The following is a 26,306-nucleotide window of genomic DNA, read 5'->3' on the forward strand; positions in this document are numbered from 1 at the left end:
TAACCCCAGGTTTAAACCTGGGGTTAAGTAATACTACTAAACTAAGCCTCCAACACCAACTCCTCTTCCTTCTTTTTCTTATTCGAACGTCTTTCAAAACGCTCTTTAATTTTATCTACAACATAATAAACTGCCGGTACCAGGAAGAGCGTCAGCATTAAAGAACTGGTAAGTCCGCCGATAATCACCCAGGCCATTCCGTTTTTCACTTCGGCTCCGTCGCCGGATGCCAGTGCTATCGGCAACATACCTGCGATCATCGCTATGGTTGTCATTAAAATCGGGCGCAGACGTTCCTTACCTGCTTCGATCAAAGCTTCTTTCAAACTGCGGCCCTCTTCTTTAAGCTGATTTGTAAAATCGACAATCAGGATCGCATTCTTGGCCACAAGTCCCAAAAGCATGATCATCCCGACAATGGAGAAAATCGTAAGGCTTTCCATCGTGAGCGCCAATGCAGTTAATGCGCCAACCAAGGCAACCGGAATTGAGAACAAAACCACAAAAGGATAAATCAAACTTTCATAAAGCGCCACCATGATCAGGTAAATTAACACAATACCTAAAATTAAAGCTGCTCCCAAACTCCCGAATGCATCTGCCTGGTTTTTAAGATCGCCTCTGTATTCAACACTGATTCCCTCGGGCAATTTATAAGTTGCCATTTTCGCCTGTATATCAGCACCAATTGAACCGGACGGGCGGCCAATGGCCTGAGAATTGACAGAAATAGACGAGAGACGGTCAATCCGCTGCAAAACACTTTCTCCGATCCCTTCCCTGATCGTAGCAAACTGCGACAATTCAAAGGTTTGTCCTTTTGAGTTCACGAAAGTCAGTTGACGAATGTTATCGGCTTTTGAGCGGTCAAACTGGTCCAGACTGATCATGATGTCGTATTCTTTGCCATTTTGCTTGAATTTCGAACGGTCGTCACCGCGGAAAGCAGTTTGCAGCGCCACACCCACTTCGGCAGCATTAATTCCAAACTGCGCCATTTTATCGCGGTCCAGTGTCACACCGACTTCCGGTTTCGGATCATCTACGGAATAATCGACATTCTGAGTTCCCGGAATCGAAGCCACAATTTGTTTTACCTCAGCAGCAGTTTTGCGGATCACGGCCATATCTGTCCCTTTAATCGCAACCTGAATTGGTGCCTGGTTCGCATTACCTGTGATCGAAGTCGGACTTACTGTAACCTTCACCCCAGGAATCTGTAAAATTTCCTTTTGGATTTCAACTCCAAAATCCTCAGCCGAAATAGTTCTGTCCTTTTTATCTACCATTTTTACTGTAAGATTAGCCAGGTTACTATTTGAAGTTGCGCCCAAACCACCGTTACTAAAACCGACATTGGTAAAAACATTTACAACTTCCTTTTTGGCAAGAAGCAGTTTCTCGACCTTCTGAGCTACCTGATTGGTTTGATACACAGATACAGTCGGTGCCATTTCAACTGTGACATCCAGTTCACCTTTATCACTTTGCTGCATAAATGCTGCACCGATAAATCCGCCTGGTACCAATGCAATTGATCCAACGATCAGGAAAAGAGAAATTATAAAAATATATCTTTTATGACCCAAAACCCAGGTCAAAATCCTTCCATATTCTTCCTTAACACGATCCAGAAAATTTTCAAAACCGATGTTCAAACGGCCCCACAAACTGTTTTTACTCAATACTTCTATTTTACCAAAACGTGAAGCTAAAAGTGGAGTCAGTGTAAAGGAAACCATTAAACTCATTAAAGTCGAGAATACAACCACGAGTGAAAATTCTCTCAAAATATTTCCGATCAAACCTGATGTTAAGGCAAGCGGCACAAAAACCACGACGTCGACCAGGGTAATGGCCAAAGCAGTAAAACCGATTTCACTACGCCCGTCCAGCGCAGCCTGACGTTTGTTTTTGCCCATTTCCATGTGGCGGTTGATGTTTTCCAAAACCACAATTGAATCATCGACCAAAATACCTACAACCAGCGAAAGTGCCATCAAGGTCATCAGGTTTAGCGAAAACCCTAGTGCACTCATCAGAATAAATGTCGGGATCATCGAGGATGGCAGCGACACCAGGATAAACATCGAACTTCTGAAACTATGCAGGAACAACAACATCACTACGGATACAATCAATACCGCAAGACCAAGGTCAAATACAACCGCATTGGCAGAAGCCAGTGTATAAATCGACTGATCGGAAGCAATATTAAATTTCAGGTCAACATTCTGATACTGTTTTTCAAGAACTTTAAGTCTTTCGGTTGTCAGCTTGCTCACATCCACTGCATTCGCATCCGATTGTTTTTGGATTTGCAAAGCAACCGACGGACGGCCGTTGATGTGGTTGATAGCAGTTTGGTCTGCGATACCATCCACTACTTCGGCAACGTCTTTCAGATAAACCTCCCCACCAGTAGCTGAGCGGCCAATGCTGATGTTACGCAAATTTTCAACTGTTGTCAGTTTCGCATCAAAACGAATAGAAAGCTGGTCGGCCTGTGTTTTAACCTGTCCTGCCGGATACGAGGTATTGGCGCTGTTGATTGCCTGAGACACCTGCCCGATCGACATTTTATAACCTTTCAGTTTTTCCTGGCTAACGTTCACCTGAATCTGGCGTTCTGTTCCGCCGATGATCGTAACCTGACCAACACCCGTAACATTGGAAAGCTGTGGTTTCAATTTATCATCAAGCAAATCATAAAGTTCCGAAGGCGACATATTGGCTGTCACACCCATCCTTAAAACCGGAATTTCATCAGTAGAAAACTTGTTGATTACCGGCCGGTCTGCATCGTCGGGAAGCAAAGAAATTACCTGCTCGACTTTCCGCTGAGCTTCCTGCTGGGCCAGATCGACACTAACACCCTGTTTCAGCTGAATAATGACAGACGACACGCCTTCCTGCGAAGTAGAGTTGATCTGATCCAGACCTTCAATGGCAGAAACGGCATCTTCGATGTGTTTGGTAACATTGGTTTCAACCTCATCGGCCGCCGCACCGCGATAGGTTGTCATTACGCTGACAACATTGGCCTCAAACTTGGGTAACAAGTTATAAGACAATTGCTTATAGCTGATCACACCGAACAGGATCAGAACGGTGAAAACCACCGTAATGAAGAGCGGTCTTTTTACGGCTACTTCTGTGATAGACATATTATTGGTATTTTCTGTGAAAATAATTATTTCGCTGCCTGAACGGTTACGCCTTCACTCAGGTTGATTTGTCCGGTTGTTATCACTGTTTCGCCGGCTTTCAATCCCGACAATACTTCAATTTTATCACCCAGTTCACGACCTACTTCAATTTTACGTTGTTTGGCAATGTTGTTTTCCATCACGTATACATAAGGATTGCGAATGCTTTCAACCAAAGAACTGCGTGGGATCAGCAAAGCCTGCTGACTGGTTTTTTGTAAAAATGAAACAGAAACAAAGGTCCCGGCTTTAAGCTGGCTTGTATTCTGTATCACGATTTCAACCGGATAGTTGTGCGAATCATCACCCTGCGGAGCTATGTAGGAAATGACACCGTCGATTTTTTTATCAGGATAAATATCCGTTTTAACCTGAACATGCTGTCCTTCTTTTAATTTGTAAACATCACTTTCGCTGATCATAACCTGCACTTTCAGTCTGGTTACATCCAGGATTGTTCCCAGTGATGTGCCCACATTAACAAATTCTCCCGGCTCAATATTCTTTTTAATGATACGTCCGCTGATCGGTGCTTCTACTGTTGCATCACTAATCTGCTGCTTAATTTGTTCGGCCTGGTTCAGCGCGTTTTCGTAATTGTATTTTGTATCGTTTACCTGAATTTCGGTAGCTGCATTTCCGGCAAGCAGTTTGGTATAACGGTCAGCATCTTTTTTCAGTTTGTTGATATTAAGCTCCGTAGCCTGCAATGAAAGCTCTTTCAGTTTACTGTCAACACTGACAATCGTTGCGCCTTTGTTTACATAACTTCCAAGTTCATATTTAACAGAAAGTACCTTCCCGGCTGATGTTGCCATAATTTCAGCCTGTTTGTAAGGAATCAGATTTCCAGTACGTACCAGCTGTTGGTCTGTACTTCCTTCACTTACAATCGCAACCGTAACCGGTATGCTGATACCTGTTTTCTCAGGCATTTTATTTTTTGAATCAATTTTTGATTTATTCGCCACCAGCTGGTATCCGATCAGGATTCCGATTAATGCAATAGAGCCGATTATGATTAATTTTCTTTTCATGACCTTGTTGTCAATAAATGGAATGAGTGGATGATATATTTATGGAAGCGCCGAATAAAATCCCTGCAGCGAGCCCTGTGACTGTTCAATTCCAAGCTGCGCCTGATAATAGCTCAGCATCGAATTGATGTAATTGCTTTGTGCCTCCTTGTATGATGATTCAGCATTCAGCAGATCGGAAAGCGTGATTGTGCCTTCTTTATATTGTAAAGTTGTCACGTCGTACACTTCCTTCGCCAGCGTAACATTGGCGTCATCGTTAGCCAGGTTAACTCTTGCTTTTTGAAGCTGCGTGGTTGCGTTATTATTTTGAAGTTCGTAATTCTGAATATTCAGTTTCAGCTGCTCGTTTTGTGTCATCAGGTTCAAATCTGCCTGTTTGTATTGTGCATCTCTTCTGAAACTGTCAAAAATCGGAATGTTCAGTTTTAATCCTATCGCACCGAAACTAAACCAGTTACCCCAGGATTGACCAAGCTCATTGCCGAGCGCCTGTACACCATATCTTCCGTAAACTGAAACTTTTGGCAGATAACCAGCACGAATACGATCCTTTTCAATTCCCTGTAACTGCATATTGATCTTTTGGGTTTTAAAATCTGTCAGATTGGAAGGATCAAAACTGCCGGGCTCATAAGCCTGAAACGGCTTATTTAAAGGATTATCGGTCAGTTCAATCTGCTCCGACATCGGCATTCCCATTTGAAATTTCAACTGATTTTGTGCCAGCGTCAAATTGCTTTCCGCAAGTGTGAGCTGGGATTGGATATTATTCAGACTCACTTTGGTCCGGTCATAATCCACTCTTTTAATGACACCGTTGTCCAACTGAAGCTGAAGGGTTCCAAGTATTTGCTTCGTTTTATCAAGATTGTCTTTCAATAATTCAATCTGCGCCGTGGTAACAAAAACCTGGTAATAGTTATTGGCAACGTTGTAGATGATGTTCTCTTTAATTTTCTGAGAATTCAGTTCAGCGTTGGCAACATTTGGTTTATTTGCTTTCAAACCTGTTAACAGGGCCTGATCGAAAATAACCTGGTCAACCTGCCCGGAAACATTCGACGAATATTTAGTACCCAAAGTCAGACGCCGGTCTTCCGTTGAACCTAAAAAGCCTGCCGGTATGACCGTCGACTGCAGCTTGATGTTATCATCCAGCAAGCCTGTGGCGGCTACCTGTGGCAAATAATACGAAAGTGCCTCTCTTGTTTGCTGATCGGCAACACTTTCCTGGATTTTACCGATCCGTACATTTCCGTTGTTTTTCAAACCATAATCTATACATTCCTTCAGGCTCAGTTTTGTCTGGGCAAAAAGCGAATTCGATAAGGCGACTAAGCTCAGGATTGCTATAATCCGATTATTTTTCATCTTTCTTTTTTTAATTTTTCTGTGGCTTTTGGTAAGTTAGTTGATACCTCTACTAGTGACATATCAACTATTAATATAAAATTTTTTATTTCTCAATAATGGCGGCAACACGATCTAAAAACGACAGAAACAGCTTGCGCTCTTCTTCCGAGAAGTGTTCCATAATCTGGTCATTAAAGGTCATAGCCAATGCCTGTATCTTTTCGCAAACAAACTTTCCGCTTGTAGTAAGTGAGATCAGGTTCTTTCTTTTATCCTCAATATCACTTTCAATTTTCAAAAAACCATCTTTCTGTAAAGTCTGTACAGAGCGCAATATTCCCGATTTATCCTTTTGAAGAATGTTGGCAATGTCCTGCTGGGTAATTGCGTTTTCTTTAAAATATACAACCATCAAAACCGGCACCTGCTCGGCCATTACCGGAATTCCCTCCAGTGTCAGTTCTGAATTCATTTTTTTGAAAACGAGCCGGGTTACGGTTCCAAGCTTTATTTGCAATGAACCCTTCATTTCCTCACGTTTATCCATGCACTCTTTCATTATTTTCTGGTAAATCTAATTTTCGGGCACAAAAGTAATAACAGTTGATGTATCAACCAAATGTGCGAACAAGTTTTTTTCTGTTAATTGATGAACGGTCAATTTCCTGTACGAGCATAAAAAAGCCCCGCAAAACCTAAGCTTTGCAGGGCAGTTGAACCTTATATTTTAAATCTTATTTCCCCAGCGTTTTAATCAACATGCCTTTGTCAACTTTCGCAGAAAGATCCATTCCGTTTAGAATTGCAAGATCATCCATTTTGTTATCCGGCATATTGTATGATTTCAGCGCATCACGAAGCGATCCTGAATTTTGTACCGTTTTAATATGAATACGATCAGGCTCACGATTTAGTTTTGATGCATCAGTAAGTGCCTTAAAGCCCTGCGCAACACCTTTAAACTGATTAAAGTTTGCCCCAAAGTCAGTACTTCCAGCTACCCCGTGAATTGCATAAATATTTCCGTTATACTGAATCAGCCAGCTTGCAACCTGAGCTGCATTTGCTGCTGCTGCCTGGCCTTCTGCCGCTTGTTTTGATACCAAAGCAATAGCAGGATTACCATTAATCGTTATTTTATTATTTTCAGAAACCTGAAGACCATAATTTTTTATAACAGTTTGTGCAGCTTCATCCAAAGATTTCCCTTCTGCCAAAGTAAACAGCATCATTGCCTTCCCATCCTTCGAAGCCATCTGGAACTGAGCCGGTGTGTTTTCAGATTGCCACCCCGAAGGTACAGGGAACTGGAATTTTAAGCCAGGATGGAAGAATTGCCCGTCTTCAACAAATCCTTGTTTTGGATCAATACCATAAATAAGTCCTTCAATGCGGCGCAGATAAGCATCACGGTTAACTTCATATTTTGCCTGATGAGCTGCCTGATAAGTTGTTGCCAGTTTTTCTACCTTCACCTGACGATTGCCCGGATCCGGGTGGGTAGACTGAAACGTAGGAATGCTCTGACCAGATTTTTCACTGATTTTTTTCAATGTGCCAAAAAAGTCAGCCATTTCATGCGCATCATATCCAATTTTACTTGAATATTCAACACCCAATTCATCCGACTGGCTTTCATGATCTCTGCTATACTTTAAAAGCAGCAAGCCAAGCCCTTGTGAAGCCTGATCAGCCAAGCCTCTGAATGTAGGAGAAAGAACGGAGCCCGCTAACAGTACTCCTTGCGAAAAAACCTGTTTCGTTTGCTGGCTGGCAGAATGCCTTGCCGTAACGTGCCCAATTTCATGGCCTAAAACGCCCGCAAATTCGGCTTCATTGTTAAAATGAGCCATAATACCCCGGGTAAAATAAACATATCCACCAGGAACTGCAAATGCATTTACAACCGGTGAATCAACGATAAAAAACTGATAGGTTAACTCCGGACGATGAGAAATTTTCCCCATTGCCTTTCCTTTTTCATTTATAAAAGCATTCAGATTTTTATCGTCATATAGGCCCATTGACGCAACAACTGACGGGTGCGACTCAGCACCAAGTGCCTTTTCTTTGTCTTCCGACATAAATATAATTTCCTTCTTTCCCGTTACAGGATTTTTGGAACATCCCGACAAAATCCCGAGTACCAGAAAACCACAAAGGATTTGTAACTGAACTTTCATTTTCATAAAATTAAGCTGATGCGTTTTGTTAGTGAGTTTGTCAAAATTAAACAAGTCCTGACCTTTTCTCAAAGAATCATGCCAAGACCTTTGTATATACGTTGTGCGTTGCAAGTGGTAACTCTTTTGCATTTATATAAATTATATGAATCCTATTATTATATTACCTTCGTTAATCAAAAAGTACGAATACAAGTAATGCCCGGCCGGTTTCAAAATATTAATGAACATGCTTTTTCCATTTTTTCTTCGGTATGATTCATAAGAAAAGCACATTCAGCTTATTGCCGGACTGGCTCGCCCGTTTCGACTTTCTTGGATTATTCGAGAAAGATCCATTCGGTAATTATTTGACAATCAAAAGATTTTTCATTTTTGTTATCGGGTGGTTTACCTATTATCGTTACACGGCAGTCAATAAAATACGTATTACAGGTGCAGATCAGCTTTTGACACTACCTGATAATGGCGTACTTTTTCTTTCCAACCATCAGACCTACTTTGCTGATGTGATTGCATTTTACCACATTTTTTGTGCTGCAAAATGGGGTTACAAGGATACTATTTCTCCACCATTTTATTTGTTCTCACCACGTGCACGATGCTATTATGTGGCCGCTTCGGAAACCATGAAGGAAGGTTTACTTCCAAAACTTTTCAGTATCGGCGGTGCCATTACAATTGACCGTTCCTGGCGGGCTAATGGTGAAAATGTAAAACGACAGCTCGATAATTCTGCCCAGGATAAAATCGGGATGGGACTTCGTCACGGCTGGGTTGTAAGTTTTCCACAGGGAACAACCAAACCCTACGCGCCTGTCCGGAAAGGAACCGCTCACCTGATAAAAGATCATCAGCCAATCGTCATCCCCGTCGTTATCAATGGTTTCAGAAGGGCATTTGACAAAAAAGGATTGCGTTTTAAAAAGCGTAATACAAAACTGACCGTTCATTTTAAAGAGCCTATGCATTTCCTTCCTGACGAATCTTTGGAAAGTATGATCGAACGGGTTACCAAAGCTATTGAGCAGGAAGTTCCCGGAGACGGAAATGCTTTGCCGACACCTGCTGAGTAAATGTAATGGCATGCTTTTGTTCTTCCTTATACGCAGGCATATTACCTTTTTAAGTAAATAATTATGGGGCAAAAAGTATTAATCACCGGTGGAACCGGTCTTGTAGGAAAGCGTTTAACAGAAATGCTTTTAAAAAAGGGATACGAAGTAGCTTATCTGAGCAGAAAAAAGGAAAATATCCCATCTGTAAAAGTTTACGAATGGAATATTGATAAAGGATATATTGAAGATGGTGCAGTTGAAAATACGGATTATCTGATTCACCTTGCAGGAGCTGGCGTAGCGGAAGGAAGGTGGACTGAGGAACGTAAAAAAATCATCATATCAAGTCGGGTTGACAGCATTAACCTGATTGCAAAAAAGATAAAAGAAAAGAACATTAAGCTGCAATCGTTCATTTCTGCTTCCGGAAGCAGTTATTATGGTGAAGATACAGGCGACAAACAACACACCGAAGAATCCCCAGCCGGAAATGATTTTCTTTCACATGTAACCGTTGTGTGGGAAAAAGCCGCTGATTCCATTACAAAACTTGGCGTAAGAACAGCCATACTCAGAACAGGAATTGTACTCAGTACCGAAGGCGGAGCTATTCCGAAAATGGCGCTACCTGCCAAATTTGGATTTGGAGCGCCGCTTGGTTCCGGCAAACAATGGATTTCCTGGATTCATCTCGATGATCTTTGTAACATGTACATTAATGCAATGACAAATAACTCCTGGCACGGCCCTTACAATGCCGTAGCATCTGGGCCGGTTACCAATGAGGAACTTACCAGGCAAATTTGTAAAACACTTGGCAGGCCGCAATGGATGCCAAATGTACCTTCATTCGCGTTAAGGCTGGTTTTTGGCGAAATGGCCAATGTGGTTTTAGGCAGCAACTTTGTAATCAACAAACGTGTAACTGCTGAAACTGACTTTAAATATCAGTTTACTGATTTAGAGAAAGCGCTGGAAGATGTATTTAATAAATGATAGTACCTTATTCGCTTTAGTAACACAGAGATGTTATTCCTCTTCCTCATCTTCTGTATGTTTCTGAACAGTTGACAGCCATTTGTCCCGTTGAATCTGTGCCCGGAAATCGTCGAGTACATTCAGCTGTATATTACCATTGCTGAAAGTCGTCATCTGCAATCCAACAAAAGCCATGGCTTCATTCAGTCTGGTTTCAAGCGGGTTGTTTCCAAAAATACATTCCTGCCAATACCACTCAAGCGACTCGCCGGCTACTTCTTCAACGATATTAATGTAGTCCTCTAAAGTATATCCAATATATGGTTTACCAAAGCGCATCCAGAGCAGAAGCATGACATCATCCAGCGACTGTTCATGACTTGTTTTTTTTCTGATGTATAAATCCAGAATCAGGGCAACCAAAGCTCCTTTGTGATAAACAGAAACCTTGCGGTCGGGAATGCCCTTTTCGTATCCATCCAGCCAAAGATCAAAGGAAGAGTCGGTCAGCGAGAGACTGGCGGCTCCGTTGTTTTCAAAATGTCTTTTCATATAAACCTGCAATTCTTTGATGTAGGTTTCGTGATTAAACACACCAGCCCTCTTTAAAAACAGGTCACCATAATAAGTTGTGCAGCCTTCAGCAACAAAGCAGGTTCTGAAATAATTTTCTTTTGTAAAATCGTAAGGAAAAAGTTCTATCGGCCTGATTCTGATGATATTCCAGGCATGAAAAAGCTCATGAGAACTAACACCCAGCAAATCAGAATATAATCCCTCACCCTCATCGTCCGGCCCGAGAACGACCATTGTTGAGTTGCGGTGCTCGACGCCATGATAAAATGCTGTGGGCAGAATAAGGTTCAGAAAGTGGTAATCCTGCTCCGGAAACTCTTTCATCGTGGCAATCTGCTCACGGGAAAATCTTTTAAAATCTCTTTCGATCCTTTTCCAGTTTGGTTTCAGATTTCCATGCATCCAGATTTTAAAATCGACACCGTTTACCTCATATTCTGATTTTTGTAAAGTCAAAGAAGCCAGAAGCGGACTGTCGACCAGCTGATAAAAATCTCCGGCTGTAAGTGTATTAGCGCCATGGAAAGGAAGTCCGCAGGCCACCTGATAACCCTCCGGAAGATCCAGAAAAACCTGATAAGGCTCGGATATCCTGCCTTCGGTATACATGCAAAAATTGATAAAATTGAGATACCAAAGTTCACCATCCACATAACTGCTGCCCGCATTTTGAATCGCGGCATAATAAGAATATTGAACCTTTACCTCCGTTTCTCCCTTGGTAGCTATACGCCAGCGGTCTTTTGTGATTTTAATTATAGATAGTTTCTCACCCGATTGGGAAACGGCTTCAATAAATTGAATATTTTTGGCAAAATTTTGAATTTCGTAACGTCCTGGCCTCCATGCAGGAAGTTGAATTTCTATGTAGTCGCTGGCAATATCCGGAATGATATAAGTTAGACATAAAAAATGGGATCCGGGTTCGGCGACAGAGATGTGATAATGCATAAATATTTAAATGGGATTACTGGAGGCCCTGACAGTTTGGTTTATAAACCAAAACTGAGGTTTTAAACGTTAACCGTAACAATATATAAAATAAACGAATTATAGATGAAAATTAAAATCCTCCCTTCATGTTTCATTCTGTTTACCCTTTTGTCAGGTTTCGGAGCGATGGCGCAAACAGATGAATATTACCGTCCGGATTCCCTGAAACCTAAAACGCCGGAAAGAAAAGAAATCCCGCCCGTTGAAAAGCAGGAATTTATAGAAAAAAAGAAAGAGGTCGATTTCAAACAACAGCCATTTGTTGACAGAGTAAGGCTTGGCGGTAGTTTTGGATTGAGCCTTGGAACGGTAACTAATATCAATTTATCACCCATGGCTGGTTACGAACTAACCGAAAAGCTGGTAGCTGGTGTTGGTGTTACAGGTATGTACTTCCGTTCAAAATTGTTTGGGATTAATTCCCTTTATTATGGAGGAAGGGCTTTTGTGATGTACTCCATTTTTCCAATGGTAAACCTGATCGGTGAACTTGAAACAATGAACGTGGAAGTTGACACTTTTCAGAAATATGATGCCAGAAAGTGGATCAATTCCCCCATGCTGGGCGCTTCTTATTCCCAGCCAATTGGCGGACGTTTTATTAAAGCCGTTCATTTCACAGCACTTTACAATTTTAACTACAATAATCAGCTGGACGATTACGGAAACAATATTTCTCCGTACGGCAGTCCTTTTGTATTCCGAATTACGTTCCTTTAAAAATTAATAAATAGTTAAGGTCAGTTTTTGATTTCTGACCAGACAACATCAGCAAATATGGAAAATCCGGTTTTAATTTTTGGCGCAGGCGATCTTGGCGTTCAGGCCCTTGATATATTCAGACGTAACCAGGTTTTGGTTTACGGACTTTTAGATGACAAAAAAGAACTTCATGGTCAGGAATATGGCGATGTGAGTGTTTTGGGAGATACCGACGATCCTAATTTTGTCAATATTGTTGGTGATAAATGTGAAGCATTCGTTGCAATCGGCGAACGTTCGGTACGGGAAAAATTGGTGGAAACACTGGTGGAAGATCGTAAAACCATGCCGGTAAATGCCATCCATGATACAGCAATAATCTCTGAAATGGCTGAAATAGGGCATGGAAATTTAATAGCCGCGCGTGTTACGATCGGGCCAAAGTCAAAAGTGGGCAGCCACTGCCTGGTTCAGACTGCCGCCGTTCTGGATACCTGGGTACAGGTTGGCAATTATGTTACAATCGGTACCGGAGCGATCATCAATGACCGGGTAAAAATTGCAGACGGTGCCTATATCGGTTCCGGCGCAATCATCGTCGCTGGTATTGAAATCGGTAAAAATGCACGTATCGGAGCTGGTTCAGTTGTTGTTGAAAACGTGCCGGCTAAGGCTACTTATTTCGGAAATCCGGCTAAGAAGGTTTAGGAATAATTTTAAGCATTGGCATTGCTAAATGAAGATATAAGTATCTTCAATCACACACTAAATATTGATTTATTTAAACGGAATGATACACTGTGGAAAGGAATACTGGAAAACGTCTGCGAACACTTTTTGCGATTCTTTTTTAAGGAGGCTGATTCTTTGTTTTCCATGGAAAAAGGATTTCAATTTCTGGATAAAGAATTGGATCAATTGTTCCCTGCGGAAGACATTGCAGCTCCGAAATTTGTTGACAAACTGATAAAGGTCGTTGCAAAATCCGGTAAAGAAGAATGGATATTAATCCATGTAGAAGTACAGGGTTATAAGGATGACGATTTTGGCAAACGCATGTTTACATATTTCTATCGCATTCTGGATAAGTATAACAAGCCTGTGACTGCGATCGCTATCTTTACAGACAATGATAGAAAGTTTCATCCTGCATTTTATCAATACGAATACCTGGGAACAAAAGCCACTTTTAACTTTAAGACTTACAAGATTTTAGATCAGGAGGAGGAAGTTCTGTCAGAAGATGAAAATCCTTTTTCTATTGTCGTGCTGACGGTACTTCTTGCACTGAAGAAAAAGAAGATAACGGATGAAAAACTTTACGATTTAAAGTACTCATTGGCAAAAAACCTGCTCACAAAAAAAAATTGAAAAGAAAAAAGTTGATGACCTTTTAATCTTCCTACAACACTACGTAACCTTTGCCGACCCGGAATATAATGTTAAATTTGAAAAGAAAATTGAGGAGCTAACAGAAAACCAAAGAACCATGGGCATCAGGGAACTCGTACTTGACCAGGCAAAAAAAGAAGGAATTGCTTTGGGCGAAAAGAAAGGAATTGAAAAGGGAATTGAAAAAGGAATTCAAGAGGGGAAAACCGAAGTCGTAAAAAACATGCTGATTACTGGCAGGTTCACGGATCAGGAGATTGCAAACTTCGCGAGTGTTCCGGAAGTCTTTGTTACAGAGATCAGAAAAACGCTTTAAATTCTTCTATTGTATCTTAAAACCTCTGACTCCCAGTTGGGAGTCTTTTGTTTATTGTGCAATAAAAATTCTCCATAGTTTTTTTATTAACACGAAAAGACACTACCTTTGCAGTCCTTTTGTCAGAAATAGTGAAAGAGCTAAGTAAATACAACATAGACATTTACGGTTTGGAAGACAAACAGTATGACTATGATATGGAGTCGGGAGATGCGTTTTTCGAGGAACTGGAACAGGATATCGTTGAAAAGGGCTATTTTAAAACGCATGTGCAGCTGACGAAGTCTGCAACCATGATCCAGATTCATTTTCACACTGAGGGGACCGTCGGATTAACTTGCGACAGAAGCCTTGAACCGTTTGAAGAACCATTTATTTCAGATGAAAAAATCATTTTGAAATATGGCGACCGGAATGAGGAATTGACGGATGAGATTGAGATCATAAACAGAAATACTCCTCGAATAAACATCGCCAGGTACATTTTTGAGTTTATTGCACTCTCTCTGCCATTTAAAAAAATACATCCCAGCCTGCGCACTGAGGATGATAAAAATGGCCTGACGGAGGATGAAGATGAAGTAGTGCTGGTTTATTCCTCTCAAAGTGATGATGAGACTGACGAAGATGAGCCGGAGGAAAAAATAGACCCGCGTTGGGAAGCATTGAAAAAGCTAAAAGGAGAATAAGTTTTGTTTACGTATTCTTTGAATACGATAAAATAGCAAAACATATAAATAAGAATTTCAAAAACGAATATTAACATACAGAACATAAAGCATCATGGCACATCCCAAGCGGAAAATTTCCAAAACCCGTCGCGATACACGCAGAGCGCATGACTTCCTAACTGGTAAACAACTAGGAACAGACGCTTCAACAGGTGAAATCCACCAGTTCCACCGTGCGCACGTACACGAAGGAAATCTGGTTTACAGGGGTAAAGTAGTAGTTGAAAACTATACTAAAACGGTTTAATTTTTAACAGTGAAGATATCAATTTCGCAGCAGCCCTATAAAAGTTGTTGCGAAATTCTTTTTTACTAAGGCACAACTGCTAAATTTACACCTTCGATTTCTAACTTATTAGTATAAAATAACAGCGTGTAAATGAAAATTGCGGTAGATGCTATGGGGGGAGATTTGGCTCCACAGGCTATTGTTGAAGGGGTTATACAAGCCGCTTCTGAACTACCATCGGAGGCAAGAATCGTGTTAATTGGAAGAGAAAGTGCTATTTTGGAGATTTTTAACCAAAATAATTTTACTCCTACCAATATTGACATCGTTCATGCAGAAGATGTTATTGAGATGGGCGAACATCCCACCAAAGCACTTTCACAAAAGCCTAATTCCAGTATCGGAGTAGGTTTCAGACTTCTTAAAGAGAAAGAAGTGGACATATTTTGCAGTGCCGGCAACACCGGTGCGATGCATGTAGGTGCACTTTTTAGCATAAAAGCAATCGAAGGAATTCTAAGGCCCGCTATTGCAGGCTTTGTTCCTCAGGTAGGAGGCGGACATGCTATTATGCTCGATATTGGTGCAAATGCCGACTGTAAGCCGGAGGTTCTTGCCCAATTCGGAGAAATCGGCTCTCTTTTTGCTCAGTATACTTTTCAAATAGAAAGTCCACGCGTTGCGTTAATGAACATCGGTGAAGAAGAACAGAAGGGATCATTAACATCACAAGCAACCTACCCGCTTCTGAAAGGGAATAAAAAGATCAACTTTATTGGAAATATTGAAGGGAAAGACCTCTTCAATAATAAAGCAGATGTAATCGTAACGGACGGTTTCACAGGTAATATTCTGTTCAAACTTGGCGAATCGCTTTATGAGATTGCCCGTAAACGAGGAATAAAAGATGATTTCATTGATCAAACCAATTACGAATCGATAGGCGGCAGCGCAATTATCGGAGTAAACGGCAATGTGATGATCGCGCATGGAATTTCGTCACCACTGGCTATTAAGAATATGATAGGCTGGGCATACAAACAGGTTAAATCCAAAGCATACCTGCACATTGCCCAGGCCCTGAACTGATACCGAATGCAGACAACCACGCTAATATCAATAAAAACGACATTGTCTTTTACCACAATCCAACCGGATTTTGATTGTTATATTGAACCATGACCCAAATTAGAGCCTCTATTACAGGAATACAAGGGTATGTGCCTGACTACATTCTCACAAATGCCGAACTGGAAACGATGGTTGCCACCAACGATGAGTGGATCGTTAGCCGTACGGGTATCAAAGAAAGGCGCATTCTGAAAGGAGAAGGCTTGGGAAGTTCGCATATGGGCGCAGAAGCGGTTAAAGGCCTTTTAGCTAAGACCAACACTTTACCTTCTGAAATAGATCTTTTGATCTGTGCAACCACTACTCCTGATTTTATTTTTCCCTGTACTGCGAACCTGATCTGTGATATGGTTGGTATCCGCAACGTTGGGAGCTTTGACATTCAGGCTGCCTGCTCAGGTTTCGTTTATGCACTTACACTGGGGTCTCAGTTTATTGAGACCGGAAAATATAAAAAGATCGTTATTGTTGGCTCGGATAAAATGTCCGCAATAACGGACTATACAGATCGCAAAACATGTATTCTGTTTGGCGACGGAGCCGGAGCAGTTTTGCTTGAGCCTGATACCGAGGGATATGGAATTTACGATTCTATAATTCGCTCTGATGGAATGGGTTATCCTTATCTGCATCAGAAAGCCGGGGGGAGTCGCTACCCTCCTACGCATGAGACAATCGATAAACGGTGGCATCATGTTTTCCAGGACGGCGCACAGGTATTTAAGTTCGCAGTGACAAACATGGCCAACGTTTCCGCTGAAATTATGGAGAAAAATGGTTTGTCCAGTGACGACGTTGCCTGGCTGGTGCCGCATCAGGCTAATCGCCGGATTATTGAAGCGACAGCCAACAGAATGGGTGTGGGGATGGACAAAGTGATGATGAACATTCAGAAATACGGCAATACAACCTCCGCTACAATCCCGCTTTGTCTTTGGGATTACGAATCACAATTAAAAAAAGGAGATAATCTGATATTATCCGCCTTCGGTGGCGGTTTTACCTGGGGCTCAGTATATTTAAAATGGGCTATCGGGGAATAAGAAAAGAATATCTGGCTGAAATGAATCTGCCAGGTACTCTTCTACATTTTTCATTGAAAACTATTTCGCATTATTATTGAATTAAAATGGCAACTACAGCAGATTTGCGTAACGGATTGGTAATACACTATAACCATGATCTGTTTCAGGTTACAGAATTTCAGCACGTTAAACCCGGCAAAGGAAATGCTTTTGTTCGTACAAAATTAAAAAGTCTTACATCCGGCAAAGTGTTGGACAACACTTTTTCATCTGGTGCTACCATTCTACCGGTTCGCGTTGAACGTCATAAATTTCAGTTTTTGTACAAAGATGAAGTCGGTTTCAACTTCATGAACTCTGAAACTTTTGATCAGGTTTTGATTGATGAAAAACTGATTACCAATGCCGATCTTATGAAGGATGGCCAGGAAGTTGAAATCCTGATCAACACAGAAACTGAGGCTGCATTACTTTGTGAATTGCCGCCTTTTGTGGAATTAGAAGTAACTTATGCGGAGCCGGGCTTAAAAGGCGACACAACCAACTCCCCTAAAAAATCGGTTGAAGTTGAAACGGGAGCCCGTATCATGGTTCCTTTGTTTATTGAGGAAGGCCAAAAAATCAAAGTCGACACACGCACCTACGATTACGTAGAAAGGGTAAAATCATAATTTCATTTTCTGTTAAAGGTAAAAGAATCGTGTTATCTGCTTATAAATGAGCCTGAACCGTTTCTTTCCTTCACTGCTTAAAACTGTCCAAATGGAAACTAAAGAAATTCAAAAGCTAATTGATTTCATCGCCCAGTCGGGACTTGATGAGGTGAATATTGAAACGAACGAATTAAAGATTAAGGTAAAAAGGTATGGTTCTGCTCCGGTAGTTTATACCTCAACTCCCCAGGCAACAGCTCCTGCGTCTTCACCTGTTCAGGCAGCACCTGTTGCACAGTCGAACAGCGCAGCACCAACTGAAACAAGCGCTGCACCTGCTGCTTCAAATCTGATCACGATCAAATCACCAATGATTGGTACGTTTTACCGTGCATCAAGCCCTGAAACCCCTTCATTTGTAAGTATCGGTGATGAAATCAAACCGGGTAAAGTGGTTTGCGTAATTGAAGCAATGAAGCTTTTCAACGAAATCGAATCTGAGATTTCAGGAAAAATTGTAAAAATACTGGTAGAAAACGCAACTCCGGTTGAATTTGACCAGCCTTTGTTTTTGGTTGAGCCTGCATAAGGGTAATGGCTGATCTGTAACTAAATAGATTTTCATGTTTAAAAAGATACTCATTGCCAACCGGGGCGAAATCGCCCTGCGTGTTATAAGGACCTGTCGTGAAATGGGCATTAAAACGGTTGCTGTATATTCTACTGCAGATCGCGATAGTCTCCATGTCCGCTTTGCTGATGAGGCCGTTTGTATAGGTCCTCCTCCAAGCCGTCAGTCTTATCTTAGCATTCAAAATATCATTTCAGCGGCCGAAGTTACCGGCGCTGACGCCATACATCCGGGATACGGATTTTTATCAGAAAACGCTGAATTTTCACAGATCTGCGCGGATTACGGTATCAAATTCATCGGTGCCACAGCAGCCCAGATCAACGGAATGGGCGACAAGGCAACCGCCAAGGCAACCATGATTAAAGCAGGCGTGCCGGTTGTGCCTGGTTCAGAAGGTTTACTTGAATCTGTTGAACAGGGAAAAAGACTTGCTGAAGGTATCGGTTATCCGGTAATCGTAAAGGCAACTGCCGGAGGGGGCGGACGCGGTATGCGGGTAATTAATAAACCGGACGAATTTGAAAAAGCATGGAATGATGCACGTACCGAATCGGCTGCGGCATTTGGAAATGACGGTTTGTATCTTGAAAAATTTGTAGTTGAACCACGCCATATTGAAATTCAGATTATCGGAGATCAATACGGTAAAGTTTGCCATTTGTCAGAACGCGACTGTTCAATTCAGCGTCGTCATCAAAAACTGGTAGAAGAAACACCTTCCCCTATTATCACGCCTGAATTACGTGAAAAAATGGGTGCTGCCGCTATCAAAGGCGCACAGGCTATCGGTTACGAGGGTGCAGGTACGATCGAGTTTCTGGTAGACAAATACGGCGAGTTTTTCTTCATGGAAATGAACACCCGTATTCAGGTTGAACACCCGATCACAGAAGAAGTAACGGATTTTGATTTAATTAAAGAGCAAATTAAAGTTGCTGCCGGCGAACCGATCAGCGGCGTCAATTATACTCCAAAACTTTTTGCAATGGAATGCCGGATTAATGCCGAGGATCCGGCAAACGGCTTCAGGCCATCACCTGGTAAGATCACAAACCTGCATTTTCCTGGTGGTCATGGCATTCGTATCGACAGCCATGTTTACAGCGGCTACACCATTCCGCCAAATTATGACTCTATGATTGCCAAGCTTATCGTAAGCGGACAGTCACGCGAGGAAGTACTTACACGTATGAAACGTGCTTTGCAGGAATTTGTCATTGAAGGTATTAAAACAACAATCCCTTTCCATATTAAACTAATGGATGATCCCGGCTTCAAATCCGGAAATTTCACTACAAAATATCTCGAAACCTTTGATTTTTCTACGCTCTAGGCGCAGAGGGATTAGGATACAGGGCAAAGGATAATAAAGTCCGGTTTCGAAAGAGGCCGGACTTTTTGTTTTAATAAAGGAACCCGAAGCATTACCGCTAAAAAGTTTTTATTTAAGATTGTTTATATGCAGTCTAAATAACTCTACTTTTGCAGAAAGATATTTTTTGCAAAATCGCAATCATGACGGTAAAAGGAGAAAAAATGATGTATCATGGAGAAATACCTGCTACTACCATTTCGATTGAGGAAACTAAGGCAAACCACTGGCATTATCCTGATTTTTCTGCGATTAAGAAAGATGAAGTGATCGAAAATGACATCGGTTATGACGACGAATTTCGGATCGGATTTGGAAAAGAACTGTTACTCGAAGATATTTATGTTTGGTATGGGCGCTTTCGCTCACTTTCCAAAAAACCGGTGCTTGTTAATAGTTCGGGATCTCATGTCCAAATGAACTTCAGTCTGCAAAATTCAACGGTTTATTTAAATGAAACGCAGTCACGGCCATTTGTAAGATTTAAACCGCATCAGCACAATCTTTTACTTCTTCCCAAAAAAAATATGTTGGTTCAGTGGCAGCCAAAGGAGGAAACAGAAGTTTTTGCAATTAATATCACTACCGATTTTTTCTTCAAAACCTTACCGGAAGAACATCCGCTTTACCGGCATTTTCAAAATGGTATTTCAGAGATATTGCCGGCGTTTTTGAGTCAGCGAAATTTACCTGTGACGCCCAAAATGATCTCCACCTTATTTGAAATCCTGCATTGCACTTACAGCGGTTATCATAAGAGCCTGTTTGTAAAAGCAAAGGTTATCGAACTTCTGGCACTGCAATTTGACCAGTACGAACAATTACCACTTCCTGATTTTGACTCTGCATTGAAGCAGGAGGATATCGAAAAAATGCATCTTGCAAGAAAAGTCCTGCTGGAAAACATCGAAACACCATTGTCGTTAAAAGATCTTGCACATCAGATTGGTACCAATGAATTTAATCTGAAAAAGTATTTTAAAGAAGTGTTTGGTACTACTGTTTTCGGCTATCTGCACGATTTCAGGATGGAGCGTTCGAAGGTTTTACTATGTGAAGAAGAAACAAAAATCTCAGAAGTAGCCCAGCAAATGGGTTATAAGCATGCCACGCATTTTACTGCAGCCTTTAAAAAACACTTTGGTTATTTGCCCAATAAAATCCGGATCCTTTTAATACATCTCCTCCAGTTTGCCGAATATCTGATTGAATGTGGAATGGAGATGATAGAAAGCGGAGTTGTGACGGAGGTTGTTTGAGTTGAACGTAAAAAGAGGGAGTTTAGCAGCATTCGTTCCATTCTTAGAATAAATCATCCTTGAAAATCGAATATTAGGCGTGTGACTTACAAGGATGATCTCGATTAAGCAGTTTATACAACTAATAATTATTCTCCCTAATGATCAGAAAATTGGCTGCCAACTGAAACGCTATAAATTCAAACACAAATACCGTTGTCGACGAATTAAAGACTTCACCGGTGGCAAACGTCGCCCAGATAGCCGCTATTCCGGTTAAAGCCATAAATGCCGCATAGATAACCAATGAATATTTGTACTTCGAAGGCGCGAACATGGTACTGAACGGAACCATCATGGCAAAACCAAAAACAGCAATTGGCAGAAATAAGTCTCCGGCAACAAAGTAAGCCAATAAACCGGCCAGGAAAATCACAAAACTGATTCCGACAAAATTGGAACTCATGATTTCCTTTTGGCTCAGAAGATGTTTGCCATATTTGCTTAATCTCAAAAACAGGTTGCTGACCGGCGTAATAATCCAGGTAGAAAAGGCAACAAGTGCGAGCAAAATGATCAGCGGATTCAGGAAAGGCTGCAAAACTTCATTGTTCGCAGCAATAGACCTGAGAATTTTCGAACCGGCATAAAAGCCGATAATGACGCCCCACTGATATTTGGAAGTAAGATTGCCAATCCAGAACGCATACTTTAAAAAAAGCCTGTAAAAAATATTATTTGCTTTCAAGGCTTCAACCATTCCGCTTTGGGCATAGGAAGAATTGGGATCATTTTTCAGGGATTCCCGGAAATGTTCCAGTGCCTTTTTCTGGTTACCTTTTTCAAGCAGATTCCAGCCGTAGTTTGCATGGGTATAGGCATTATTCGGATCTTCCCGTAGAGCACCTTCAATGGTCTGAAATGATTCTTCATGTTTGTTCAGTTTAAGCAGTGCAGTACTTCTGGTGTTTAAACCAAGAATATTTTCCGGATCCAGTTCCAGTGCACGGTTAGACATGTCCAATGCTTCCTCAAATTGCTTCCGGGTTAATTTTACCGAAGCCCACAAAGCATAGAAATCCGCATCGGAAGGATCAAGTTCCAATGCCTGTTTTATATATTTTTCAGCATCATCATATTTATCACGATAAATCGAAATCCGAGCTTTGATATAAAACAAGTAGGCACTTTCCGGACTAATACCAATCGCCGTATCGATCAATGTAACTGCCTTATCAATTTGCCCCAATTGAAAATTTACCTCGGTTAATAAAACCAATGTCCGCACATCGTTGGGATCCGTGCTTAGTACATCTTTTAAAATGCGTTCTGCGTCAGCATATCTTTGCTGCTGAATTAATATCTCTGCTCTCTGAAGAAGGGGTTCAGTCATTATTTTTTTATTTTTAAATGCAGAAGAATATCATCATACAACCCAGAATCATTGGCGAAAAGGGCGAAGTTTTTGGCAGTAGTAAACCATTCCAGCGTGCTGGACTTATGCTTTCTGCTTGCATTCATCAGATCCACCGTTTTAATCGGTTTTGGAATACCGTCCGTAAACGATGATTCTATTTTTTCTTCAATAGCAATATCAATTAAAGCTTCAATATCCGCACCTGAATAATGTTCCAGTTTTTTAGCAAGACCTTTTAAATCAATACCATCAACTGGTTTATTCCGCAATTTCAATTGAAGAATAGATTCTCTTGCCGCTTCATCTGGCGGCGGAACAAAGATAATCCGGTCAAACCGGCCTGGGCGTCTGAAAGCCGGATCTAAATGCCAGGGCGTGTTCGTCGCACCCAGGATCAGAATCCCTTCATTGTTGTTATCAATCCCGTCGAGTTCCTGCAAAAACTGGTTGATCAGATGTCTGCCGCTCGACTGTTTCATGTCACTTCGGCTTGCTCCGAGCGCATCGATTTCATCAAAAAACAGTACACAAGGTGTATTTTGGCGGGCAACTTCAAAAATATCATGCAGATTTTTCTCGCTGCTGCCAATCCACATATCCAGAATATCACTCAGCCCGACATTGATAAATTTTGCATTTACCTGTCCGGCAGTAGCCTTTGCAATGTATGTTTTTCCGCATCCGGGAGGGCCATAAAGCAAAATCCCGCCACCGGTTTTCTTTCCGTACGCTTTATAAAGATCAGGATGCAAAAGCGGTTTAATGATTTTCAGGTCAATTTCCTTTTTAACATTTTCCATCCCGCCCACATCACTAAAATTAATGGAAGGTCTCTGAATAAAGCTGCTTTCGAAATTGTCATCATATTCTTCATCGTCGTATTCATCCTCATCATCTGACGCTGTTCCGGAAAGCCGTAACTCCCTGTCCAGTTCTTCATCCAGATACCCGGGATTTAGTTTTAATGCTCTTTTATAAATTTCCATAGCACTGGAAATCGTATTTTCCCGAAGCAAAGCTCTGGAATACAAAAGAAGCATATCGAAGTTTCGGGGTTCATCTTCTATAAGATGTTCCAAAATCACATTACATTTTGAATATTCATTTCTTAAAAAGAAAACTCTGGCGAGTCCAAATTTTGCGTTACTGTCTGATGAAAGTTTTAATAGTCCTGAAAACTCTTCTTCCGCTTCTTCAAGCCGGTTGGCCCTTAATAAAATTTCCGCAAGATGCTGTTTCAGAGGAATATTGTCGGGAGAAAACCTAAGCGCCTCCTTTAAACTATTGATTGAATTATCGTCCATATCTTATTTTCTGATGGGTACTGCCCTTGAATTCCTGACTAACCATTAATAATACGGGAAATATCATTTAACCGTGCCATTTTGGTAAAAGTAATTTTCAGGAAAGCCCTCGCGGGAAGATTACCTGGGTTGATCACAGTGCAAAACAGCGGCGAGCCAGGCGCGGATGCGGCGAATATCTGGATTCGCGGATTTGGAACATTTAATTCAGGTGCACAGGGCCCGCTGATATTAGTGGATGGAATTGAACGCTCTTTCAACGGAATTGATGCCAATGAAGTTGATAACATTACGATCCTGAAAGATGCATCTTCCACCGCGGTTTTTGGTGTGCGAGGTGCCAATGGTGTTGTTTTGGTAACAACAAAAAGAGGTTCTAATGAAAAACCAAGAGTTTCTTTTTCATTGCAAAAAGGCTTTCAATCTTCGACACGTGTTCCTGAATACCTGGATTCGTACAATGCACTTCATCTGTATCGGGAAGGACTTATCAATGATGGACTGAATGCCAACCTGTACACAGACGAATACATTGAGAAATTCAGGGACCGTTCTAACCCGACCTATCAATATTTGTATCCAAACACCGACTGGATGAAGGAGTTGCTGAAACCTTATTCTACTATGACACAAACAAACCTGAATGTGTCAGGAGGATCAAAATCAGCCAGATATTTTGTTTCACTTTCCTACATGAAACAAAAGGGACTTTACAATTTTGAAGATAAAATTAAAGATTATGATATACAGGCAGTAACCAATAAATACAATTTCAGGTCAAATGTCGATCTGGATATTACGAAGGATCTGTCGATGGAGCTCAACCTGGGGGCGATCATCCGTGACCGTAATTATCCCGGAACAAGCGCCGACGGAATCTTTGCATCTGCAAAGTCCATCCCTGCCTGGTGGTATCCGCTTGACAACCCGGATGGCTCAATTTCAGGTATGGCACCGCGCACAGCAAGTCCATACGGTTTGCTCACGCAGTCAGGATATCAGCGGTTGTTCGAAAACACGGTTCAGGCCACCACCGGTTTTAAACTAAAAATGCCTTGGATTACACCAGGCCTTAGTGCACGGGCGAGGCTATCTTTTGATGTGGTAAACACCCGGAACGTAAGCCGGATCAAATCTTACAGCACTTATCAATATGTTACGGACGAAAATCAGCCGGACTTAAGTAAAGGGCAATACCTCCTGGTTGGTAACGCCGGTAACAATACACTTAGCTACGATGTGTCAGGGAACGGCACGCGGAGAACTGTGGTGGAAGCTTACCTGAATTACGACCGCGATTTCGGAAAACATGGTGTGAATTTAATGGGTCTTTACAATCAGCAAAGTTATTTTCTGGATGTATCCGGTGGACAGGCAAATGCAGTAAGAGGGCTTCCGTTTAAGTATCAGGGATATGTAGGCCGCGCTGCTTATGCGTACGACGATAGGTATCTGGCGGAATTTAACTTTGGTTTTAACGGATCTGAAAACTTCCCTTCCGGTAAACGTTTCGGATTCTTTCCTGCTGTCTCCGTCGGCTGGATTATTTCCAATGAAAATTTTATGAGACGCAGCGACGCATTTTCATTCGTAAATCTTTTGAAAGTTCGCGCATCTGTCGGAGATGTAGGTAACGACCGGTATGGTAATTTGGGCGATAGCCGCTTCCTTTATTTAAGTACGTGGTCGCTGACCGGTGCAGGTTATCGGTTTGGACAGAACTACAACGGAGATTCATATAGTGGCGCCATTGAATCCGCGACAGGAAATCCAAACGTAACCTGGGAAAGAGCACGAAAAATCAACGTAGGTCTGGAATTGGGTCTATGGCAAAATGCAGTATCATTCACCGCAGATGTATTTTCTGAACATCGGGTAAATATTTTAACTACACCGCAAACACTTCCTGCGATGGTTGGGATCGTTTCCTCTCCTCTGGTGAATGCAGGAGTTGTAGATAATAAAGGTTTTGAGTTGGTTTTGGAACACAAGAAAAACTTTGGCGAACAGGGTTATTATGTTCGTGCCAATTATTCCTTTGCCCGAAACAAAATCATCAACATTGCAGAACCGGCCTACACAGGAAGAGAATGGCAGGCAAGAACCGGCCGCAGAGTTGGTGAACTTTACGGTTTGACCGCCATTGGATTATTTAACAGTCAGGAAGAAATAAATGCCAGTCCGGTTCAAACGGCTTATGGTATTACAAAACCCGGAGATATTAAATACAAAGATATCAATGGTGACGGAGCAATCACCAATCTGGATCAGGGGTATCTTGATAAAGTAAACACACCGGAAGCCATGTTTGGGGTTTCGCTTGGTTATCATTATAAAGGCTTCGATCTCAGTGTATTGTTTCAGGGAGCGCTGGGCGGCAGTGTATGGCTCACGGGTATTTCTGTATGGCCGTTCAGCCGTTATGCAGGTGTCCTTTCTGCTGTGCAGGATAACTACTGGACACCCGAAAACCCCGACCAGAACGCCATGTTCCCAAGGATGACTTCCAACGACAATCCGAACAATTATCAGAACTCGACTTTTTGGGTATACTCTAACAATTATCTCAGACTAAAAAATGCAGAAATCGGCTATACTTTCCCTAAAAAGCTGATCAAAAAAATTGGCTTTGATAACGCGCGAATTTATGTAAATGGCGTAAACCTGCTGACCTGGGACAAAATCAAAATCTTTGACCCTGAAATTCCAAACGGAACCGGTAATTATCCTCAGCAAAAAGTTCTTAACGCAGGTCTAACCTTTTCTTTCTAA

Annotated in this window: 23 protein-coding genes; 15 read left to right on the forward strand and 8 right to left on the reverse strand. The window is 41.6% G+C overall.

Annotation, left to right across the window (positions count from 1 at the left end; genetic code table 11):
* Positions 1 to 41: 41 nt before the first annotated feature.
* The 5 genes from E0F88_RS17110 to E0F88_RS17130 all read right to left on the reverse strand — a co-directional run bounded on the left by E0F88_RS17110 (position 42) and on the right by E0F88_RS17130 (position 7,791).
* On the reverse strand, positions 42 to 3,167 hold the full coding sequence (locus E0F88_RS17110; RefSeq protein ID WP_131959503.1) for an efflux RND transporter permease subunit: 3,126 nt from the start codon (positions 3,165 to 3,167) through the stop codon (positions 42 to 44).
* A 26-nt stretch (positions 3,168 to 3,193) separates the two neighbouring features.
* Complete coding sequence (locus E0F88_RS17115) at positions 3,194 to 4,246, reverse strand: efflux RND transporter periplasmic adaptor subunit (protein ID WP_131959504.1); 1,053 nt, start codon at positions 4,244 to 4,246, stop codon at positions 3,194 to 3,196.
* Between the two features lie 39 nt (positions 4,247 to 4,285).
* A complete protein-coding gene (locus tag E0F88_RS17120) occupies positions 4,286 to 5,620 on the reverse strand; it encodes a TolC family protein (RefSeq protein ID WP_131959505.1) in 1,335 nt (444 codons plus the stop codon).
* Positions 5,621 to 5,705: 85 nt separating this feature from the next.
* A complete protein-coding gene (locus tag E0F88_RS17125) occupies positions 5,706 to 6,161 on the reverse strand; it encodes a MarR family winged helix-turn-helix transcriptional regulator (protein WP_131959506.1) in 456 nt (151 codons plus the stop codon).
* Between the two features lie 175 nt (positions 6,162 to 6,336).
* Positions 6,337 to 7,791: a M48 family metalloprotease gene (locus E0F88_RS17130; RefSeq protein ID WP_131959507.1), complete on the reverse strand. Its 1,455-nt coding sequence runs from the start codon at positions 7,789 to 7,791 to the stop codon at positions 6,337 to 6,339.
* Between the two features lie 248 nt (positions 7,792 to 8,039).
* Between E0F88_RS17130 and E0F88_RS17135 the strand changes: the two genes are divergently transcribed.
* Positions 8,040 to 8,861 carry a lysophospholipid acyltransferase family protein gene (locus E0F88_RS17135; RefSeq protein ID WP_131959508.1) on the forward strand — a complete coding sequence of 274 codons (822 nt, stop codon included), beginning with the start codon at positions 8,040 to 8,042 and terminating at the stop codon, positions 8,859 to 8,861.
* 63 nt (positions 8,862 to 8,924) lie between these two features.
* On the forward strand, positions 8,925 to 9,839 hold the full coding sequence (locus E0F88_RS17140) for a TIGR01777 family oxidoreductase (RefSeq protein WP_131959509.1): 915 nt from the start codon (positions 8,925 to 8,927) through the stop codon (positions 9,837 to 9,839).
* Between the two features lie 33 nt (positions 9,840 to 9,872).
* Here E0F88_RS17140 and E0F88_RS17145 read toward each other — a convergent pair whose 3' ends face one another.
* Positions 9,873 to 11,348 carry a M61 family metallopeptidase gene (locus tag E0F88_RS17145; protein WP_131959510.1) on the reverse strand — a complete coding sequence of 492 codons (1,476 nt, stop codon included), beginning with the start codon at positions 11,346 to 11,348 and terminating at the stop codon, positions 9,873 to 9,875.
* 105 nt (positions 11,349 to 11,453) lie between these two features.
* Here E0F88_RS17145 and E0F88_RS17150 point away from each other — a divergent pair, with 105 nt between their 5' ends.
* The 12 genes from E0F88_RS17150 to E0F88_RS17205 all read left to right on the forward strand — a co-directional run bounded on the left by E0F88_RS17150 (position 11,454) and on the right by E0F88_RS17205 (position 20,834).
* Entirely contained in the window at positions 11,454 to 12,110 is a 657-nt protein-coding gene (locus tag E0F88_RS17150; protein ID WP_131959511.1) for a hypothetical protein, read from the forward strand.
* A 57-nt stretch (positions 12,111 to 12,167) separates the two neighbouring features.
* Positions 12,168 to 12,800: an acetyltransferase gene (locus tag E0F88_RS17155; RefSeq protein WP_131959512.1), complete on the forward strand. Its 633-nt coding sequence runs from the start codon at positions 12,168 to 12,170 to the stop codon at positions 12,798 to 12,800.
* Between the two features lie 168 nt (positions 12,801 to 12,968).
* Positions 12,969 to 13,463, forward strand: a complete 495-nt coding sequence (locus E0F88_RS17160) for an RpnC/YadD family protein (RefSeq protein ID WP_131959513.1) — start codon at positions 12,969 to 12,971, stop codon at positions 13,461 to 13,463.
* Between the two features lie 118 nt (positions 13,464 to 13,581).
* Entirely contained in the window at positions 13,582 to 13,800 is a 219-nt protein-coding gene (locus E0F88_RS17165; RefSeq protein ID WP_131959514.1) for a hypothetical protein, read from the forward strand.
* 119 nt (positions 13,801 to 13,919) lie between these two features.
* Positions 13,920 to 14,489: a YceD family protein gene (locus tag E0F88_RS17170; protein ID WP_229213801.1), complete on the forward strand. Its 570-nt coding sequence runs from the start codon at positions 13,920 to 13,922 to the stop codon at positions 14,487 to 14,489.
* Positions 14,490 to 14,583: 94 nt separating this feature from the next.
* Positions 14,584 to 14,778 carry a 50S ribosomal protein L32 gene (rpmF, locus tag E0F88_RS17175; RefSeq protein ID WP_131959515.1) on the forward strand — a complete coding sequence of 65 codons (195 nt, stop codon included), beginning with the start codon at positions 14,584 to 14,586 and terminating at the stop codon, positions 14,776 to 14,778.
* Positions 14,779 to 14,910: 132 nt separating this feature from the next.
* The gene (gene plsX, locus E0F88_RS17180) at positions 14,911 to 15,849 is read left to right on the forward strand and encodes a phosphate acyltransferase PlsX (protein WP_131959516.1); all 939 of its coding nucleotides are present in this window, start codon (positions 14,911 to 14,913) and stop codon (positions 15,847 to 15,849) included.
* An 89-nt stretch (positions 15,850 to 15,938) separates the two neighbouring features.
* Positions 15,939 to 16,934: a beta-ketoacyl-ACP synthase III gene (locus E0F88_RS17185; RefSeq protein ID WP_131959517.1), complete on the forward strand. Its 996-nt coding sequence runs from the start codon at positions 15,939 to 15,941 to the stop codon at positions 16,932 to 16,934.
* A gap of 86 nt (positions 16,935 to 17,020) precedes the next feature.
* Positions 17,021 to 17,587: an elongation factor P gene (gene efp / locus E0F88_RS17190; protein WP_131959518.1), complete on the forward strand. Its 567-nt coding sequence runs from the start codon at positions 17,021 to 17,023 to the stop codon at positions 17,585 to 17,587.
* Positions 17,588 to 17,678: 91 nt separating this feature from the next.
* A complete protein-coding gene (gene accB, locus E0F88_RS17195; RefSeq protein WP_131959519.1) occupies positions 17,679 to 18,158 on the forward strand; it encodes an acetyl-CoA carboxylase biotin carboxyl carrier protein in 480 nt (159 codons plus the stop codon).
* A 34-nt stretch (positions 18,159 to 18,192) separates the two neighbouring features.
* The gene (accC, locus tag E0F88_RS17200; protein WP_131959520.1) at positions 18,193 to 19,536 is read left to right on the forward strand and encodes an acetyl-CoA carboxylase biotin carboxylase subunit; all 1,344 of its coding nucleotides are present in this window, start codon (positions 18,193 to 18,195) and stop codon (positions 19,534 to 19,536) included.
* A 182-nt stretch (positions 19,537 to 19,718) separates the two neighbouring features.
* Complete coding sequence (locus tag E0F88_RS17205) at positions 19,719 to 20,834, forward strand: helix-turn-helix transcriptional regulator (protein WP_229213802.1); 1,116 nt, start codon at positions 19,719 to 19,721, stop codon at positions 20,832 to 20,834.
* A 121-nt stretch (positions 20,835 to 20,955) separates the two neighbouring features.
* On the opposite strand, the gene E0F88_RS17210 is transcribed toward E0F88_RS17205, so the two are convergent.
* Entirely contained in the window at positions 20,956 to 22,206 is a 1,251-nt protein-coding gene (locus tag E0F88_RS17210) for a tetratricopeptide repeat protein (RefSeq protein WP_131959521.1), read from the reverse strand.
* Entirely contained in the window at positions 22,206 to 23,534 is a 1,329-nt protein-coding gene (locus E0F88_RS17215; RefSeq protein WP_131959522.1) for an AAA family ATPase, read from the reverse strand. Before E0F88_RS17215 ends, E0F88_RS17210 begins: the two co-directional genes overlap by 1 nt.
* Before the next feature lie 81 nt (positions 23,535 to 23,615).
* On the opposite strand from E0F88_RS17215, the gene E0F88_RS17220 reads away from it, so the two are divergent.
* Positions 23,616 to 26,306: a SusC/RagA family TonB-linked outer membrane protein gene (locus E0F88_RS17220; protein WP_165940098.1), complete on the forward strand. Its 2,691-nt coding sequence runs from the start codon at positions 23,616 to 23,618 to the stop codon at positions 26,304 to 26,306.

Origin of the sequence: Dyadobacter psychrotolerans (assembly GCF_004349265.1) — a bacterium.
GTDB classification, from domain to species: Bacteria; Bacteroidota; Bacteroidia; order Cytophagales; family Spirosomataceae; genus Dyadobacter; species Dyadobacter psychrotolerans.